The organism is Pseudomonas sp. TNT3, from assembly GCF_010095445.2.
GTDB lineage: Bacteria > Pseudomonadota > Gammaproteobacteria > Pseudomonadales > Pseudomonadaceae > Aquipseudomonas.
Window position 1 is genome coordinate 1 of sequence record NZ_WFGV02000087.1, and the last position, 15,617, is coordinate 15,617.

Annotated in this window: 12 protein-coding genes; 5 read left to right on the top strand and 7 right to left on the bottom strand. The window is 59.8% G+C overall.

Annotated features, from left to right (window positions below; translation table 11 throughout):
• Window positions 1–735, top strand: a 735-nt coding sequence (locus GBC55_RS28210; RefSeq protein WP_247267042.1) for a FecR domain-containing protein, incomplete at its 5' end; no start/stop codon positions are given.
• Window positions 736–868: 133 nt separating this feature from the next.
• On the top strand, window positions 869–3,343 hold the full coding sequence (locus GBC55_RS28215) for a TonB-dependent siderophore receptor (protein WP_162439960.1): 2,475 nt from the start codon (window positions 869–871) through the stop codon (window positions 3,341–3,343).
• A gap of 85 nt (window positions 3,344–3,428) precedes the next feature.
• Here GBC55_RS28215 and lldD read toward each other — a convergent pair whose 3' ends face one another.
• The 3 genes from lldD to GBC55_RS28230 form a co-directional block, all read right to left on the bottom strand.
• On the bottom strand, window positions 3,429–4,571 hold the full coding sequence (gene lldD, locus GBC55_RS28220) for an FMN-dependent L-lactate dehydrogenase LldD (RefSeq protein ID WP_162439961.1): 1,143 nt from the start codon (window positions 4,569–4,571) through the stop codon (window positions 3,429–3,431).
• Between the two features lie 229 nt (window positions 4,572–4,800).
• The gene (locus tag GBC55_RS28225; RefSeq protein ID WP_162439962.1) at window positions 4,801–6,423 is read right to left on the bottom strand and encodes an MFS transporter; all 1,623 of its coding nucleotides are present in this window, start codon (window positions 6,421–6,423) and stop codon (window positions 4,801–4,803) included.
• 193 nt (window positions 6,424–6,616) lie between these two features.
• Entirely contained in the window at window positions 6,617–8,263 is a 1,647-nt protein-coding gene (locus tag GBC55_RS28230) for a GMC family oxidoreductase N-terminal domain-containing protein (RefSeq protein WP_162439963.1), read from the bottom strand.
• 121 nt (window positions 8,264–8,384) lie between these two features.
• Here GBC55_RS28230 and GBC55_RS28235 point away from each other — a divergent pair, with 121 nt between their 5' ends.
• Window positions 8,385–9,287 (top strand): LysR family transcriptional regulator, encoded by a 903-nt coding sequence (locus GBC55_RS28235; RefSeq protein WP_162439964.1) that lies wholly within the window; start codon window positions 8,385–8,387, stop codon window positions 9,285–9,287.
• A 52-nt stretch (window positions 9,288–9,339) separates the two neighbouring features.
• Here GBC55_RS28235 and GBC55_RS28240 read toward each other — a convergent pair whose 3' ends face one another.
• Entirely contained in the window at window positions 9,340–10,437 is a 1,098-nt protein-coding gene (locus GBC55_RS28240) for a DNA alkylation repair protein (RefSeq protein WP_162439965.1), read from the bottom strand.
• 326 nt (window positions 10,438–10,763) lie between these two features.
• Complete coding sequence (locus GBC55_RS28245; protein ID WP_162439966.1) at window positions 10,764–12,587, bottom strand: monovalent cation:proton antiporter-2 (CPA2) family protein; 1,824 nt, start codon at window positions 12,585–12,587, stop codon at window positions 10,764–10,766.
• 190 nt (window positions 12,588–12,777) lie between these two features.
• Between GBC55_RS28245 and GBC55_RS28250 the strand changes: the two genes are divergently transcribed.
• Window positions 12,778–13,086, top strand: coding sequence for an RcnB family protein (locus tag GBC55_RS28250; protein WP_162439967.1), 309 nt, complete (start codon window positions 12,778–12,780; stop codon window positions 13,084–13,086).
• 204 nt (window positions 13,087–13,290) lie between these two features.
• On the opposite strand, the gene GBC55_RS28255 is transcribed toward GBC55_RS28250, so the two are convergent.
• Window positions 13,291–13,614, bottom strand: coding sequence for a protealysin inhibitor emfourin (locus GBC55_RS28255; protein WP_162439968.1), 324 nt, complete (start codon window positions 13,612–13,614; stop codon window positions 13,291–13,293).
• A complete protein-coding gene (locus GBC55_RS28260; protein WP_162439969.1) occupies window positions 13,611–14,675 on the bottom strand; it encodes a M4 family metallopeptidase in 1,065 nt (354 codons plus the stop codon). The genes GBC55_RS28255 and GBC55_RS28260 overlap by 4 nt, the downstream gene beginning before the upstream one ends.
• Before the next feature lie 152 nt (window positions 14,676–14,827).
• Between GBC55_RS28260 and GBC55_RS28265 the strand changes: the two genes are divergently transcribed.
• Window positions 14,828–15,166 carry an FKBP-type peptidyl-prolyl cis-trans isomerase gene (locus tag GBC55_RS28265; RefSeq protein WP_162439991.1) on the top strand — a complete coding sequence of 113 codons (339 nt, stop codon included), beginning with the start codon at window positions 14,828–14,830 and terminating at the stop codon, window positions 15,164–15,166.
• The last annotated feature ends 451 nt before the right edge of the window (window positions 15,167–15,617 follow it).

The window sequence follows — 15,617 nt, forward strand, 5'->3', positions numbered from 1 at the left end:
CGCGGCGCGGATCGATCCCGGCGGCAAGTGCTGCGCAGCGTGGTGATGCTGGCGTCTGCCGGGTCGCTCGGTTGGCTGGGCTGGCGCAGTGAATCGACGCAAAACCTGTTTGCGGATTTACGCACTGCGGTGGGTGAGCGTCGTGAGTTCCGGCTGGCGGATGGCAGTTCGTTGCTGCTGAACACCGACACCTCGGTCAACCTGCGTTTCGACGGTCGGCAACGGGTGCTGGAACTGTTGCGGGGGGAAGTTCTGATCACGACGGCTGTTGACCGTTCGCAGCGACCGTTCAGGGTGATCACGGCACATGGTGAAGTCCTGGCGTTAGGGACGCGCTTTATTGTTCAGTCCCAAACCCAGGGCGCCGAGGTGGCGGTGCTGGAAAAAGCGGTTGAAGTCAGTGCCTATGGGGCAGACAGGAAGGTGCGACTGGAGGCCGGTCAACGCCTGAACTTCAATGCCCGCGTGCTGGGGCCGGTCGGGCACAACGATGCGTCGACGGGTGCCTGGCAACAGGGCAGCATTATCGCCATCGATCGTCCTCTGGGTGAGCTGCTGGCCGACCTTTCCCGCTATCGCACAGGGGTGTTGCGCTGTGATCCGCGCATCGCCGATCTGAAAGTGTCCGGCGCGTTCCCCATCGATAACACGGACCTTGCGCTAGCGGCGCTGGAAAGTGGTTTTTCGCTGCACGTGAGTCGCTACAGCCGGTATTGGGTGACGGTCTCGCTGTAAGAGCAAGCTTTGCTCCCACAGGATTGTGAGTGAGCCCGGCAAAAAAACTTTCAGTTCATTTGCACTTTTCAACCACATCGTTCGGCTCATCCCTCAGTAAGCACTTATTGAAGGTTCTTGGGGGAGGGTAAGCATGTCTCGGGTGTACGCGCCAGGTCGACTGGCCATCGCAATTAAGATCGGTTTGTTCGCAGCTACGACGATGGGGCCGTGGCCGACTGTCGCCATCGCAGCACCGGCACAACAGCAGAATTCGGTTCAATCGTTCGACATCGCCCCAGGCCCGCTGGCCGAAGTACTCAGCCATTTCGCCAGTGCCGCAGGCGCCGCTATTTCGTTTGATGCGCGGCAAACCAAAGGCATGAGATCGCCCGGGCTCAAAGGGGCTTTCGCTGTCAATGAAGGATTCGCCCGGCTGCTGGGCGGCAGTGGCCTGCAAGCCGAACCTCAATCCAATGGCACCTATATCCTGCGCCCCGCGCCGGCAATCGGTTCGGCTCTGGAGCTGGGGGCGACCAACATCAATGGGCAGGTACTCGGCGCGACCACCGAGGACAGTGGCTCATACACCACCGGCGCGGTGACCATCGGCAAGGGCGAACACTCGCTCAAGGAAACACCGCAATCGGTCACGGTGATGACCCGCAAGATGCTCGATGACCAGAACCTCAATACCATCGATCAGGTCATGGAAAAAACGCCGGGCATTACGGTGTATGACTCGACCATGGGCGGTAAGTATTTCTACTCCCGGGGCTTTCGGATGTCGGGCCAGTATCAGTACGACGGTGTGCCGCTGGACATGGGCAACCTGTATGTCCAGGCCGACAGTTTCAGCGGTGACATGGCCTATTACGACCGGGTCGAAGTGCTCCGTGGTGCGGCCGGGATGATGAAGGGATCCGGAGGCACCGCCGGCGGGGTGAACTTCGTGCGCAAACGCGGTACAGCCACGCCGCACACCGAGGTGACGCTGTCCGGTGGCAGCTATGACAATTATCGCGGTCAGGTGGATACCAGCGGCCCGTTGAATGATTCAGGCACCTTGCGCGGCCGGGCCGTGGTCGCCGAGCAGAGCCGGCACTACTTCGTCGACGACGCGAATCGCAAGGACCAGGTCTATTACGGCGCGCTCGACTTCGATCTGAGCCCCGACACGACGCTGGGTCTGGGCGTGGCCTATGAAGATGTCGACGCCAGTCCTTGCTGGGGCGGGCTGCCACGTTACAAGGACGGCAGCGACCTGAAACTCAGTCGCTCAACCTGCCTTGATCCGTCCTGGAACACCTGGCGCAGCAAGCGCACCACCGTGTTCAGTGATGTGAAACACCAGATCAACGACGATTGGGCATTGAAGGTCGCCAGCGTTTATACAAAGAACACCCAGGACATCAAGTACGCCTTCGCGTCGGGGTCCGTAACGCCCGGCGTCGACACCACCGGTATGCTGGGCAGCCTGTACGATTACGATCAGGTGGATTACGGCCTCGACGCCTACGTGGATGGCAAATTTGGCGCCTTCGGCCAGCAACACGAGCTGGTGGTGGGCTTCAACGCCAGTCGTTCAAAAAAGGATGACTTCTACTCCGTGGCCTTCCTGCCGCAGCGGCAGAATGTATTCAACCCGGACAAGCATATCCCCGAGCCGGACGACAGCTACTTCACCGACAATTCGTCCCGCGGCGGACCGGTCAATTCCGTGACCAAACAGAAGGGCGTTTACTCGACCTTGCGTTTGAAGCTGGCGGATCCGCTGACGCTGGTCATGGGCGGACGGGTGAGCTGGTACAACTCCGATACCGATTCCGTGTTCATCAATTCAGGCACCTCTGAGCACTCCAGCACCACCGAAACCGGCCAGGTCACACCCTTTGCCGGCGTGCTGCTGGACCTCAACGAGAACCTCACGGCGTACGCCAGCTATTCGGATATTTTTACCCCGCAAGGTAACTTCCGCTCCGAGGATGGTTCGACCCTCAAGCCGTTGGTGGGCCAGAGCTATGAACTGGGGATCAAGGGCGCCTGGTTCGACGGTCGCCTGAACAGCTCGTTCAACCTGTTCCGCACGATCCAGAAAGACCAGGCACAGACCGACTACAACTCCTCCTGCCCGTCATCGGACGGCTATTGCTACGTCAACGCGGGGAAGGTTCGCGCACAGGGTTTCGAAGCCGAGATCAGCGGCGAAGTCATCGAGCGCCTGCAATTGCTCGCGGGCTACACCTACACCCAGACCAAGACCCTCGACGACATCGACAGCAGCCTGAACGGTGCGGCGTTCAACAGCTACGTGCCGCGGCATGTGTTGCGCATGTGGGGTGACTACGCTTTGGGCGGCGCGCTGGAGCGGTTCAGTATCGGTGCGGGCGTGAACGCGCAGAGCGATAACTTCCGGTTGTCGCCGGCGACGGGGGAGAAACTTAGCCAATCGGGTTACGCGATCTGGAACGGACGAATCGGCTACCGCATCGACGACACCTGGTCAGTCGCCCTCAACGGCAACAACCTGTTCGACAAGCGCTACTACGCCACCATCGGGACCGAGACATTCGGGAATTATTACGGTGATCCGCGTAATTTCATGATGTCGGTCAAAGCGAGTTTCTGATCGGTCCTGACCGCGCAGCACGCCGCAGACCCCGGTGCCAACGCAGCCTCGCAGGCTCGGCAGCTGCTACAGGGATTCGTGGTGTTTATGCGATGGTGTGCACCAACGTGGTTTCGTCGATCTGACCAATCGACGTGACCCCGGTCAACGTCATCGCCACGCGCATCTCTTTGGCGAAGATATCCAGCATGTTCTCCACCCCGCGTTGACCGTCCGCAGCCAGCGCATAGGCCATCGACCGCCCCAGCAATACGCCTTTCGCGCCCAGCGCCAGCATGCGGACCACGTCCAGCCCCGAGCGGATTCCAGAATCCACCAGCACCGTCAGATCGTTGCCGACCGCCTGGACAATCGGTGGCAATGCCCGGGCGGTGGAGAGCACACCGTCCAGTTGCCGGCCACCATGGTTGGACACGACGATGCCGTCCGCGCCGAATGTAACCGCGTCCTTGGCATCCTGAGGGTCAAGAATGCCTTTGATGATCATCGGGCCTTTCCAGAAATCACGAATCCATTCCAGGTCGCTCCAGCTGATTGACGGATCGAAGTTATTCGCCAGCCAGCCCATGTAGTCTTCGAGCGTCACCGCTTTGCCAAGGTACCTGGAGATGTTCCCCAGATCGTGTGGCCGCCCCATCAGCCCGACGTTGAAGGCCCAGTCAGGGCGGGTCATGGCTTGCAGCATGCGCCTTGACGAAGCGAACGGACCGGACATGCCCGAGTGAGCATCCCGATAGCGGGCACCGGGGGTCGGCATGTCGACCGTAAACACCAGGTTCTTCACGCCGGCAGCCTTCGCCCGTTCCAGGGCGTTTTTCATGAAGCCCCGGTCCTTCAACACGTACAGCTGAAACCAGATGGGTTGTTGGCTTTGGGCGACGACCTCTTCGATCGAACACACCGACACCGTCGACAGGCACAGAGGAATGCCTTTGTTTTCCGCTGCCCTGACCGCTTGCACCTCACCCCGGCGGGCGAACATGCCGGTCAGGCCTACTGGCGCGAGGATGATCGGCATGGCCAGTTTTTGCTCGAAGAGGGTGGTCTCCAGGCTCAGGGTTTCAACGTTCTTAAGAATGCGCTGACGCAGGCTGATACCGGTCAGATCGGCGCTATTGGCCCTCAGCGTGTGCTCTGCATAAGCTCCCCCGTCGATGTAATCGAACAAAAACCGGGGAAGTTTGCGACGTGCCGCTTCGCGATAGTCGGATGCAGATGAAATGATCATGAATACAGGTGCCTCGATCGGGTGAGTGGCGGGGCGTTATTGCGCAGAACCTGGGCACAGATTAACGGATACCTGTGGCGAGGGAGTTTACTCCCGCTGGACTGCGCAGCAGTCCCCTGCTTTTTAGGTGTAAGAGGGGGCCGCTTCGCGACCCAGCGGGAGTAAACTCCCTCGCCACAGGTATAGCGTCGTGCTTCAGTGAACAGTATCACCCGCACTCGCGCTGGCTTCAGTTAGTGTCCAAATCCACGTTCTTCGTCTCACGCAAAAAGATCATCCCCACCACCAGGCTCACCCCGGTGATCAACACCGGGTACCAGAGCCCGTAGAAAATATCCCCGGTGTACACCACCAGGGCGAACGATACGGTCGGCAAGAATCCGCCAAACCAGCCGTTGCCGATGTGATAGGGCAGGGACATCGAGGTGTAGCGGATGCGCGTCGGGAACAGTTCGACCATCAGCGCCGCCAGCGGGCCGTAGCACATGGCGGAGATGATGATCAGCGCGACAATCAGCGCCACGATCATTGGTTTGTTGATCAACTGAGCGTCCGCCTGTGACGGGTAACCGGCCAGGGTGATCGCACCGCGCAAGGCTGCTTCGTCATAGCCGTCGATTTTCACGTCACCGACGCTGACCTGCACGGCACTGCCGGCGGGTGCTGCAGCGCTGGTGTACGGCAGGCCTTGTTTGACCAGGAAGGTCTTGACCTTGTCGCACGGGCTGTCAAATTTCGCCTTGCCCACCGGGTCGAACTGGAAGGTGCAGGTAGCCGGGTCGGCCAGTACGCTAATGGGCGCCTGTTGGCTGGCCTGGTCGATGGCCGGGTTGGCGTAATGGGCCAGGGTCTTGAAGATTGGGAAGTACAGCGCGGTCGCCAGCAGCAGGCCCACCATCAACACGGGTTTGCGCCCGACCTTGTCCGAGAGCCAGCCGAAGAAAATGAAGAACGGTGCACCGATGATGACGCTGACAATCAGCAGGCTGTTGGCCAGGGCAGGGTCCATTTTCAGGAACTGCGTGAGGAAGAACAACACGTAGAACTGCGCCGCATAGAAGGTCACGGCCTGACCGGCGTTGATGCTGAACAGGGCGATCAACACGACCTTGAGGTTTTCCCATTTGCCGAATGAATCGCGGATCGGCTGCTTGCAGAGCTTGCCTTCCTCTTTCATTTTCACGAAGGCCGGTGACTCGTGCAGGCTCAGTCGAATCCAGGTCGAAATGCCCAGCAGCACGATGGAAAACAGGAACGGAATGCGCCAGCCCCAGACTTCGAACTGGTCACCGGTAAAGTAGCGGCAACCGAGCACCACCAGCAGCGACAGCAACAAACCGAGGGTCGCGGTGGATTGAATCCAGCTAGTGTGGAAGCCGCGTTTGCCCATCGGTGCGTGTTCTGCGACGTAGGTGGCAGCGCCGCCGTACTCGCCACCCAGGGCCAGGCCCTGGAGCATGCGCAAGACCACAAGGATGATCGGCGCCGCGATGCCGATGCTGGCGTAGGTCGGCAGCAATCCGACGCAGAAGGTGGCCAACCCCATCAGGACGATGGTGGCGAGGAAGGTGTACTTGCGCCCGATCATGTCCCCAAGACGCCCGAAGACCAGCGCGCCGAAAGGCCGCACGATGAAACCGGCGGCGAATGCCATCAAGGCAAAGATGAACGCCGTGGTGTCGTTGACCCCCGCGAAGAACTGCTTGCTGATCACCGCCGCCAAGGCGCCGTAGAGGAAAAAGTCGTACCACTCGAACACCGTCCCGAGTGACGACGCGAAAATGACTTTGCGGGTGTCGTGACCGATCTCGGCGCGGCCCACGGACTCCAGAGGCTGAACATGTTCTGACATATCGGTATCCCTTACAGTGATTGTTTTTGTTGTTCCACTGTCGGCGCCGGCCTTGTGGGTTGGCGCCGCTACTTCGATGTATCGGGTGTGTACTTCCTCTAGGAGCAAAGCTCGCTCGCGATGAACGATAACGCGGTGTACCAGATTTAAAGCCATCGCCAGCAGGCTTTGCTCCTACAAAGGTGTATGCCGTTCAGGGGTGTGTGGCCAGCTCCTTCGGCCCTGTGATGCTCCTTGTGGCGGGGTTGAGGATCATGTGTGCCGCTTTCTCGGCAATCATCAGCGTAGGCGAACAGGTGTTGCCCGAGGTGATTCTCGGCATGATCGAGGCGTCGGCGATGCGCAGGCCGGGGATGCCGTGGACGTTGAGTTGAGCATCGACCACCGCGTCCACGTCATTACCCATCTTGCAGGTGCCGACCGGGTGGAAGATGGTCGTTCCGATCCGTGCCGCTGCCTCGTGCAGTTCTTCTTCACTTTGCAAGCGGTCGCCGGGCAGGTACTCCACCGGTTTGAACCCTTGCAGCGCCGGTGCGGAAACGATGCGACGGGTCAGGCGAATGGCGTCTGCGGCGACACGCAAATCCTCTGGATGACTCAAATAGTTGGGCTGAATCAGTGGCGCGTCTTGAGGGTTGGCGCTGCGGATGTCTATGCGGCCCCGGCTGCGTGGTCGCAGATCACACACTGACGCGGTAAAGGCGGGGAAAGCGTGCAACGGCTCGCCGAAACGCTCCAGCGACAGCGGTTGCACGTGGTATTCGAGATTGGCCGACGTCTGTTCCGGACCGGAACGCGCGAAGGCGCCCAATTGGCTCGGCGCCATGGACAGCGGCCCGCTGCGGTCGTACAGGTAACGCAGGCCCATGCCCATTTTGCCCCACACGCTGCCGGCGATCTGGTTCAGGGTGCGGGCGTTTTCCAGTTTGTAGATCAGCCGCAGTTGCAGGTGATCCTGCAGATTGCCGCCCACGCCGGGAAGCTCATGCACGACGCCGATCCCGAGTTTTTCCAGCAGCGGGCGAGGGCCGATGCCGGAGCGTTGCAGGATACTCGGCGAGCCGACGGCGCCAGCGCACAGGATGATCTCCTTGCGAGCCTTGAACGTCTTCGGCTGTCCGTTACAGCGAGTGATGACCGCCGAGGCGCGGCCGTTTTCCAGCTGCACGCGGTCGACGTCGACGTCGGTCAGTACGGTGAGGTTGGGTCGATGGCGGACCGGTTTGAGGAACGCCTTGGCCGCGTTCCAGCGGACGCCGCCTTTCTGATTGACCTGGAAATAGCCGCAGCCTTCATTGTCGCCCTGGTTGAAGTCATCGATGCTGGCGATGCCGGTTTGCTCGGCCGCGTGCCGGAAGGCATCCAGAATCGGCCATGAAAGGCGCTGGCGCTCGATCCGCCATTCCCCGGCCGCGCCATGAAATTCGGAGTCACCGGCAAAATGGTCTTCGCTTTTCTTGAACATCGGCAGCACGTCGTTCCAGCGCCAGCCCGGATTGCCATCAGCGGCCCAGCCGTCGTAATCACCGGCCTGGCCGCGCATGTAGATCATGCCGTTGATGGAAGAACAACCGCCGAGCACCTTGCCCCGCGGATAACTCAAGGCCCGGCCTTGCAGACCGGCTTGCGCCTCGGTCTTGAAGCACCAGTCGGTGCGCGGGTTGCCGATGCAGAACAGGTAACCCACCGGGATATGAATCCAGGCGTAGTTATCGCGGCCGCCGGCTTCGAGCAGCAGTACCCGGTGTTGCGCGTTGGCCGACAGTCGATTGGCCAGCAAACACCCCGCCGGACCGGCGCCGACCACGATGTAGTCGTATTCATCTAGGGAAGTCTGCATCCCTGACCTCGTCTTGTTGTTCTTGTTGTCGGTCATCCTAGTTGTTAGCTTTCGTTTAAAGAATGTTAGTTTTTGCGCAGCCGCTGTGCGTTTTTAAACAGCGTAGCCCTAAGGACGATTCATGTTTGATTGGAATGACCTGCGGTTTTTTCTTGAGTTGCAGCGCAGTGGACGGTTGCTGACGGCGGCCCGGCGCTTGAACACCACCCACGCCACGGTGGCCCGGCACATTGAAGCCATCGAAAAAAGCCTGGGCACCGCCTTGTTCGTGCAGCACGCCCAGGGTTACGAGTTGACTCCGGCCGGCGAAGCGCTGCTTAAACATGCCGAAGCGATGGAAAACGTTGCGTTACTGGCCCAGGAGGAAATCACCCAGTCCACGGCGCCGCTGGGCAAGATTCGGGTTGGCGTGACCGAAGGGCTGGGCATCATGTTTCTCGCCAGTCGCATGAACGGGTTGTTCGAGCGTTATCCGGGGCTGGAAGTGGAATTGGTCGCGGTGCCGCGATTCGTCAGCATCCTCAATCGCGAAGCCGAAATCAGTATCCACCTCGAACGCCCGGCGGCGGACATGCTGGTCACCCGCAAACTCACTGACTATCGTCTGGCGCTGTATGCCAGCCAGGACTACCTCGACCGTGCGCCGCCCTTGCACAGCCGTGAAGATCTTGGGCGCCACGCCTGGATCGGCTACGTCGATGACCTGTTGTTCAGCCAGGAATTGATGTTCCTCAACAGCTTCTGCCGCAATCCGCAGGTGGTCTTCCACAGCACCAGCGTCATCGCCCAGCAACAGGCGGCGCGCTCGGGACTGGGGATCGCCGTGCTGCCGTGCTACATGGCCAGCGCCGACTCGGGATTGGTGCCGTTACTGCCTGAGGAAAGCATTCTGCGCAGCTACTGGATCAGCACCCGCCGCGAGTTGCACAAATCGGTGCGGCTGCGGGTGTTGTGGGATTACGTGGTGGAGCTGTGTGAGCGTGAGCAGGCGCTGTTGCTGGGTATGAACGCAAGCACGACTTAACGGTCGCCCCCCATGTAGGAGCTCCTACACAGCTCCTACAGAGAGACGGATTTCAGTCGAGGATCTCGAACGACGTACTGGCCAGGCGTTCGCCATTCACCAGGATGTGCACCGCGTGCCTGCCAGCGTAATGCCGGCGGGTGGTGAGTTCCTTGATCTGCTGTCCGCGGCTGACGTTTACCGTCGATGCGCCGGGCAGCGTCAGCGCCTTGAGCTTGAACACCTTCGCCGACGTGCTGCCGTTGGCCTTGACGTAGTCGATGGCATAGTCGATCACCAATCGCTGGCCGGTCTCGACCGTGGATTTCACGGCAAAGGACAGCGTGATTTTCTCCCCGAGCCCGATCACGGGTGGTTCGACCTTTAACTGGGTGATTTCGACCTCGGGTTTGCCGCCCGCGCCAATGATCGCCAGCGCCCGTTGATTGCCCTGTTTGATCAGGCTGCGCAACGCATGTTTGGCGATCCAGGCGGTGTGCTTGTCGTCCAGCGGCCAGCCTTCGATCAGGTCCAGCACCCACTCGGGGTGATCCTTGGTGATGTCATTGAGGTGGTTGGCCACCGACTTGCGCACGTAAAGGCTGTCGTCGGCCTTGAGGTTGTCGAGGATCGCGGCGGCCAGCGCCGGGTTCGCCTGGATCTGTTCCAGACGGAACGACCAGGGCAGGCGCGGTCGGCTGCCTTCGCTGGCCAGACGCCGGACGTGTTCGTTGTCATCCAGTGACCATTGGTGCATGACCGCAAGAGAACGCTCGATATCGCTGCGCAGAAAATGCCGGACCGCGAACTCGGACGATCCAAACGCGGTGAAATACTTCAATGCCTCCATGGACGTATCGAAGGCGTGGCTCCCGTACGTGGCGACGTAATGCGGCAAAGAAATGCTGACGAAACCGCTGTTCAAGCGTGGCGCCAGGTTGCGGAGGACGGTCAGGGAATCTTCGTAGTTCAGTGGCAACACCGCATGCAGACACTCACTGACCCTGGCCATGCGCTGCATGATAGACAGTTCGGCAAGGCCTTCATTGGCCATTTCCAGAAACGCCTCGGCGTTGAACGCCGGGTACACGGCGGTCATTTCGACGGCGATGTGCTGCAGGCGCTCGGCGTTGAAGATTTCCTTGAGGGCCGGCGAGGGTTGATCGGTCATTGTGCGTTCCTTGGAATGGGGTTTACCTGAAGTACCGCGTTATGGTTCCCGCACCTTCGACATCATCATCGTCTGACACACCGCCATCGCTGGCAGGCCAGCTCCCACAGTGGATGTGTGTTAGACGCAAATCCAGTGTGCACCGCTGATCAAATGTGGGAGCGAGCCTGCTCGCGATGGGGCCGACACAGCCAACATCATCATCGTCTGACACACCGCCATCGCTGGCAGACCAGCTCCCACAGGAGATGTGTGTTAGACGCAAATCCAGTGTTCACCGCTAATCAAACGTGGGAGCGAGACTGCTCGCGATGGGGCCGGACTTTTCACCGCAACAGTTTGGCCTTGCCCGCTTCCTGCTCCTCCAATTGATCGGATTCGAACAATTTCGCCAATTCCGCCCGAGCCTCCTGCGCCGACTGCTGCACTTTCGCCTCGTCGTCATAAATCGCGTGCTGAGCTTCCAGCACCTGCTCATCGTGGTGCTTGAAGCGCTTGATCCGTGCATCGGCCTGGGCCTGGGTCAGGCCCAAACCGACCAGCGTGCGCCGGCTCATTTCCAGGCTCGAATAGTAGGTTTCCCGAATGGCCTCGGCCCCGAGGTCTACCAGCCGGTGCACGTGCTGGCGGTTACGTGCCCGGGCGATGATCTTGATATGCGGATACAGCTTGTGCACCAACTCGGCGGTCTTGATGTTGGTGTCCGGGTCGTCTGTGGCAATGACGAAGTATTCTGCCTGCTCCACCTTGGCTGCGCTGAGGATTTCCGGGCGCATCGGGTCGCCGTAGAACACCGGCACACCGCCAAAGCTGCGCGACAGTTCGATGGTTTCCACCGAGGTGTCGAGCGCCACGAACTTGATGTTCTGCGCCCGCAAAATACGCGCGACGATCTGCCCCATGCGGCCCATGCCGGCGATCACCACCCGTGGCGTGTCGGTATCGATTTCACGAAATTTCTCCGGCACTTCCACCGGCTGCACCTTGGGGCTGACCAGCCGTGCGCAAAGCAGCAACAGGAGCGGCGTCACGGCCATCGAGAGGGTGATGGTCAGGACCAGCATGTCGTACAGATGCGGCTCGAACAGACCCTTGTCGCGGCCAATCTTGAACACCACAAACGCAAACTCACCGCCCGCTGCCAGCACGATACCGAGGCGGATCGCACTGACCTTGTTCAGGCCACCGGCCAGTTGACCGACGAGGAACAACAACGGCAGCTTGATGGCGATCAGCAGCAGGGTCAGGCCCAGTACCGTGATCGGCGCGCTCAGCAGCAGGCTCAGGTTCGCGCCCATGCCGACGCTCATGAAGAACAACCCCAACAACAACCCCTTGAAGGGTTCAATCTGCGCTTCAAGTTCATGGCGATATTCGGAGTCCGCCAGCAGCAGCCCCGCGAGAAACGCTCCCAGCGCCATGGATATACCCACCAAGTCCATCAACCACGCCGTGCCGATGACCACCAGCAGCGCAGTGGCGGTGGACACTTCCGGCAAACCGGCTTTGGCCACCACGCGGAACACCGGGCGCAGCAGATACCGCCCGCCGATCACCACCACAGCGATACTGCCCAATACGCGCAACCCCAGGTTCAGGTTCTCGGCAGCGGTGGTAACGTGATCGCCGCCCGCCAGCAGCGGCACCATGGCGATCAGCGGGATCGCGGCAATGTCCTGGAACAACAGAATCGCAAACGCCAACCGCCCATGGGGGCTGGTCAACTCTTTGCGTTCGGCCAGGCTTTGCAGGCCAAACGCAGTGGAGGACAACGCCAGGCCCAGGCCCAGCACGATCGCGCTGTTCAAGGGCTGGCCGAACACGAACAACGCCGTCAGGCCAATCGCCGAACCCGTCAGCAGCACCTGCGCCAGACCGACGCCAAACACTGATCTGCGCATCACCCACAACCGTCGCGGGGACAGTTCCAGGCCGATGATGAACAGCAGCAACACCACCCCGAGTTCGGAAATGTGGCTGACGCTTTGCGGATTGCCGATCAGGCCCAACACTGATGGGCCGATGATCACCCCGGCAAACAGATAACCCAGCACAGCCCCCAGTTGCAGGCGCTTGGCCAGGGGGACGATGAGCACCGCCGCGCACAGAAACACAACAGCGGCTTGCAACAGGTTGCCTTCGTGGGGCATGACGAACTCCAGAACTCGGTACGGCGGGCGACAAGGATAAAGGCTGTAACGGCATGCGTCAGCTTTGGCCGCAATGATTGTACGAATGGCGCGTTGTTTGAGTGCGGCGTTAAATCAATGCGACGTTAGTGAATGATTTCATCCGCACGCAGTCGGAGTTCACGTACCACATATCCTTGGAGGATCACCCATGAACAGCAAAACCTTGATCGCCGCCCTGGCCATTGCCGCAGGCGTTGCCGGTATCAGCCCTATCGTTCAAGCGGATGACCCACCGCAGAAAACCGTACAGCCCGGCGTTAACAACAGCCGCGAGCTGGTGGTCGGCGACCGCGCGCCGGACGTTTATCAGCGCAGCGACAAAGCCCTGAAAAACTGGAAAGCGAAAGGCCTGGCTGCGCCGAAAGAACAGGCGCAATGGGTGCAGATCAATGACAAATACATGATGGTAATGATCACCAACGGCACGATCATCGACGTCACGCCGGTAGAGAAATAACGCTGAACCTGCAGATAGGTTCGCTTGCTTGAGCCCCTGAAAACTATCCAGGGGGCATGGATCGTTCCTGTGGCGAGGGAACTCGCTCCCGCTGGGGCGCGAAGCGGCCCCGTCTATAGAGTCGCGCATCGACTCTGAGAGGATGGCTTCGCCCTCCCGCGGGAGCAAGCTCCCTCGCCACGAGCCCGCCGTAAAACTTCAGCCTCACAACACTTCGCCTTTGTCCCACAGGTGAACCAGGTCACCCGGTGCCCGGTCCTCCGGTACTTTCAGCACCATCAGGTCAGCTTGCTCGCCGCTGCGGTAGTGCACTTCAATTTCATAGAAGCGCTGATCGCTGCGACCGGAAGTCGAATCAGCGATGGGCAGACAGCCTTCGAGCAATGAACAGATGCGCGTGCGCTGGCTGATGTCGCACTGTGCGAAATCGATACTGCGCGGACGCGTCAAGGCGTGGATCGCGGCCACACCGCCCTGACGGGACAGGTGGATAACCGCATCGTCACCCAATGCTGGCAGGGTTTTCATGGTTTCTCCCGGTTGAGTTCAACACCGACATCAGACCAGGCCTGCGCCACAGCCTGCCTTTCATCCGTGCCAAACCGCTGCAAGGCATGGTCAATGGTCAGCGCGGCAAATGCGCTGAATGAGGCTTCGCTGCTCAGGCGCTTGTCGCACAACGCGTCGTACCAGATATGGCCGGTTTTTTGCCAGGCGAAGCCGCCCAACGCCTGGGCGGCCAGATAAAACGCCCGATTGGGAATCCCGGAGTTGATGTGCACACCTCCGTTGTCCTCCTGAGTGATGACAAATTTGCTCATGTGCGCCGGTTGCGGGTCCTTGCCGAGTAGCGGGTCGTCATAGGCCGTCCCGGGATGAGCCATCGAGCGCAAGCCGACGCCTTTGATCTGCGGTGTCAGCAAGTCGGCGCCGATCAGCCAGTCTGCCTCTTCGACGGTCTGACCCAGCACATGCTGTTTGATCAATACCCCAAAAACGTCCGATATCGATTCATTCAACGCTCCGGACTGGTTGGCGTAGATCAGGCCCGCTTCACTTTCAATCACACCGTGGGACAGCTCGTGGCCGATCACATCCAGTGAGCGCGTAAAACGTTGGAAAATCTCGCCGTCGCCATCACCGAACACCATTTGCGCGCCGTTCCAGAACGCATTTTCATAGTCCTGGCCGTAGTGCACGCTGCCAATCAACGCCATGCCCTGGTTGTCGATCGAATCGCGTTCGAGCACCTTCCAGAAGAAATCATAGCTGGCACCCAACGCGTCATAGGCTTCATCGACCGCCGGATCTCCCGTCGGTGGCTGGCTTTCGACACGCACCGGCATTCCAGGCAGGAGCATCTTCCCCTGAGCATCATGGAGGCTGCGTTGCACCACGCCGGGCTGGTTGGAGGGTCGCAGCATTGTCGCGACGGGTGCGCGTACCGGTGGGAAGGGTGCGTGGCGCAGGGTGCGCACATGGGTCAACGTGACCTGCGCACTGGCGCGTTGCCGCTCGGAGCCATGGGCAATAATGCGGTGGAGAATGTAGGGCGGAATGAAACTGCACAGTGATCGTGAGTCGGTCATCAGAGCATCCTTTCCCGAGTGCGAAGGCGATACTTATGTGAGCGAGCGTTTGAGGATTCGGTTCCATGGATTGCCAACGGCGTTCGATTCTGCGAAAACCTGCGTCCATTCCCGTTATAAACCGGGCGACAGACAGTGGACGAGTAAGCCGTATGAATGACCAATTGCAGATTATCGATTTGGAACCGGGTGATGGCAAAGCGGCTGTGAAGGGCGCTTTGATCACAACTCAATACCGTGGCTGGCTCGAAGATGGCACCGAGTTCGATTCTTCCTACAGCCGAGGAAAGCCTTTCCAGTGTGTGATCGGGACAGGGCGTGTGATCAAGGGCTGGGATCAAGGAATCATGGGGATGCAGGTGGGCGGCAAGCGCAAATTGCTGGTGCCGGCGCACCTGGCTTATGGCGAGCGCACAATGGGGTTGATTACGCCGAATTCGAATCTGATTTTTGAGATCGAGTTGCTGGAAGTCTTGACGCGGGATGATTGATTGTCGGGGTTGACCCGGCATCCACGCCGGGTTGTCCACTCCGCCGAAGCCTACGCATACTCCTGTAGGAGCTGCCGCCACGTCTTCGATGCGGCGCTGTCGCGCAAAGAACCGGGTGCTTGCCGCATTGAAAAATATCTAAAGATGAGTAAAAACTCATTTTTTAAATCAATGGCTAACGTTTGTTCTATAAAAGGTTGCTCGAGATGACGGCCTTACAGCCGATCGATATTTTCCTGATGTGCCCGGATCAAACTGTGGGAGCTGGCCTGCCGGCGATGGCGGTTTCTCAGCCGACGGGTATTCCCCTGATGTACCCGGCTTAAACTGTGGGAGCCGAGCTTGCTCGCGATGGCGGTCTGATTGGCGGTGAGATTTTTGCAGGTGTACATATCCATTCCTGCGGTTACGGCTTCTATTGGTTTCGCTTTTACAGCGAGTCACTTGGAAC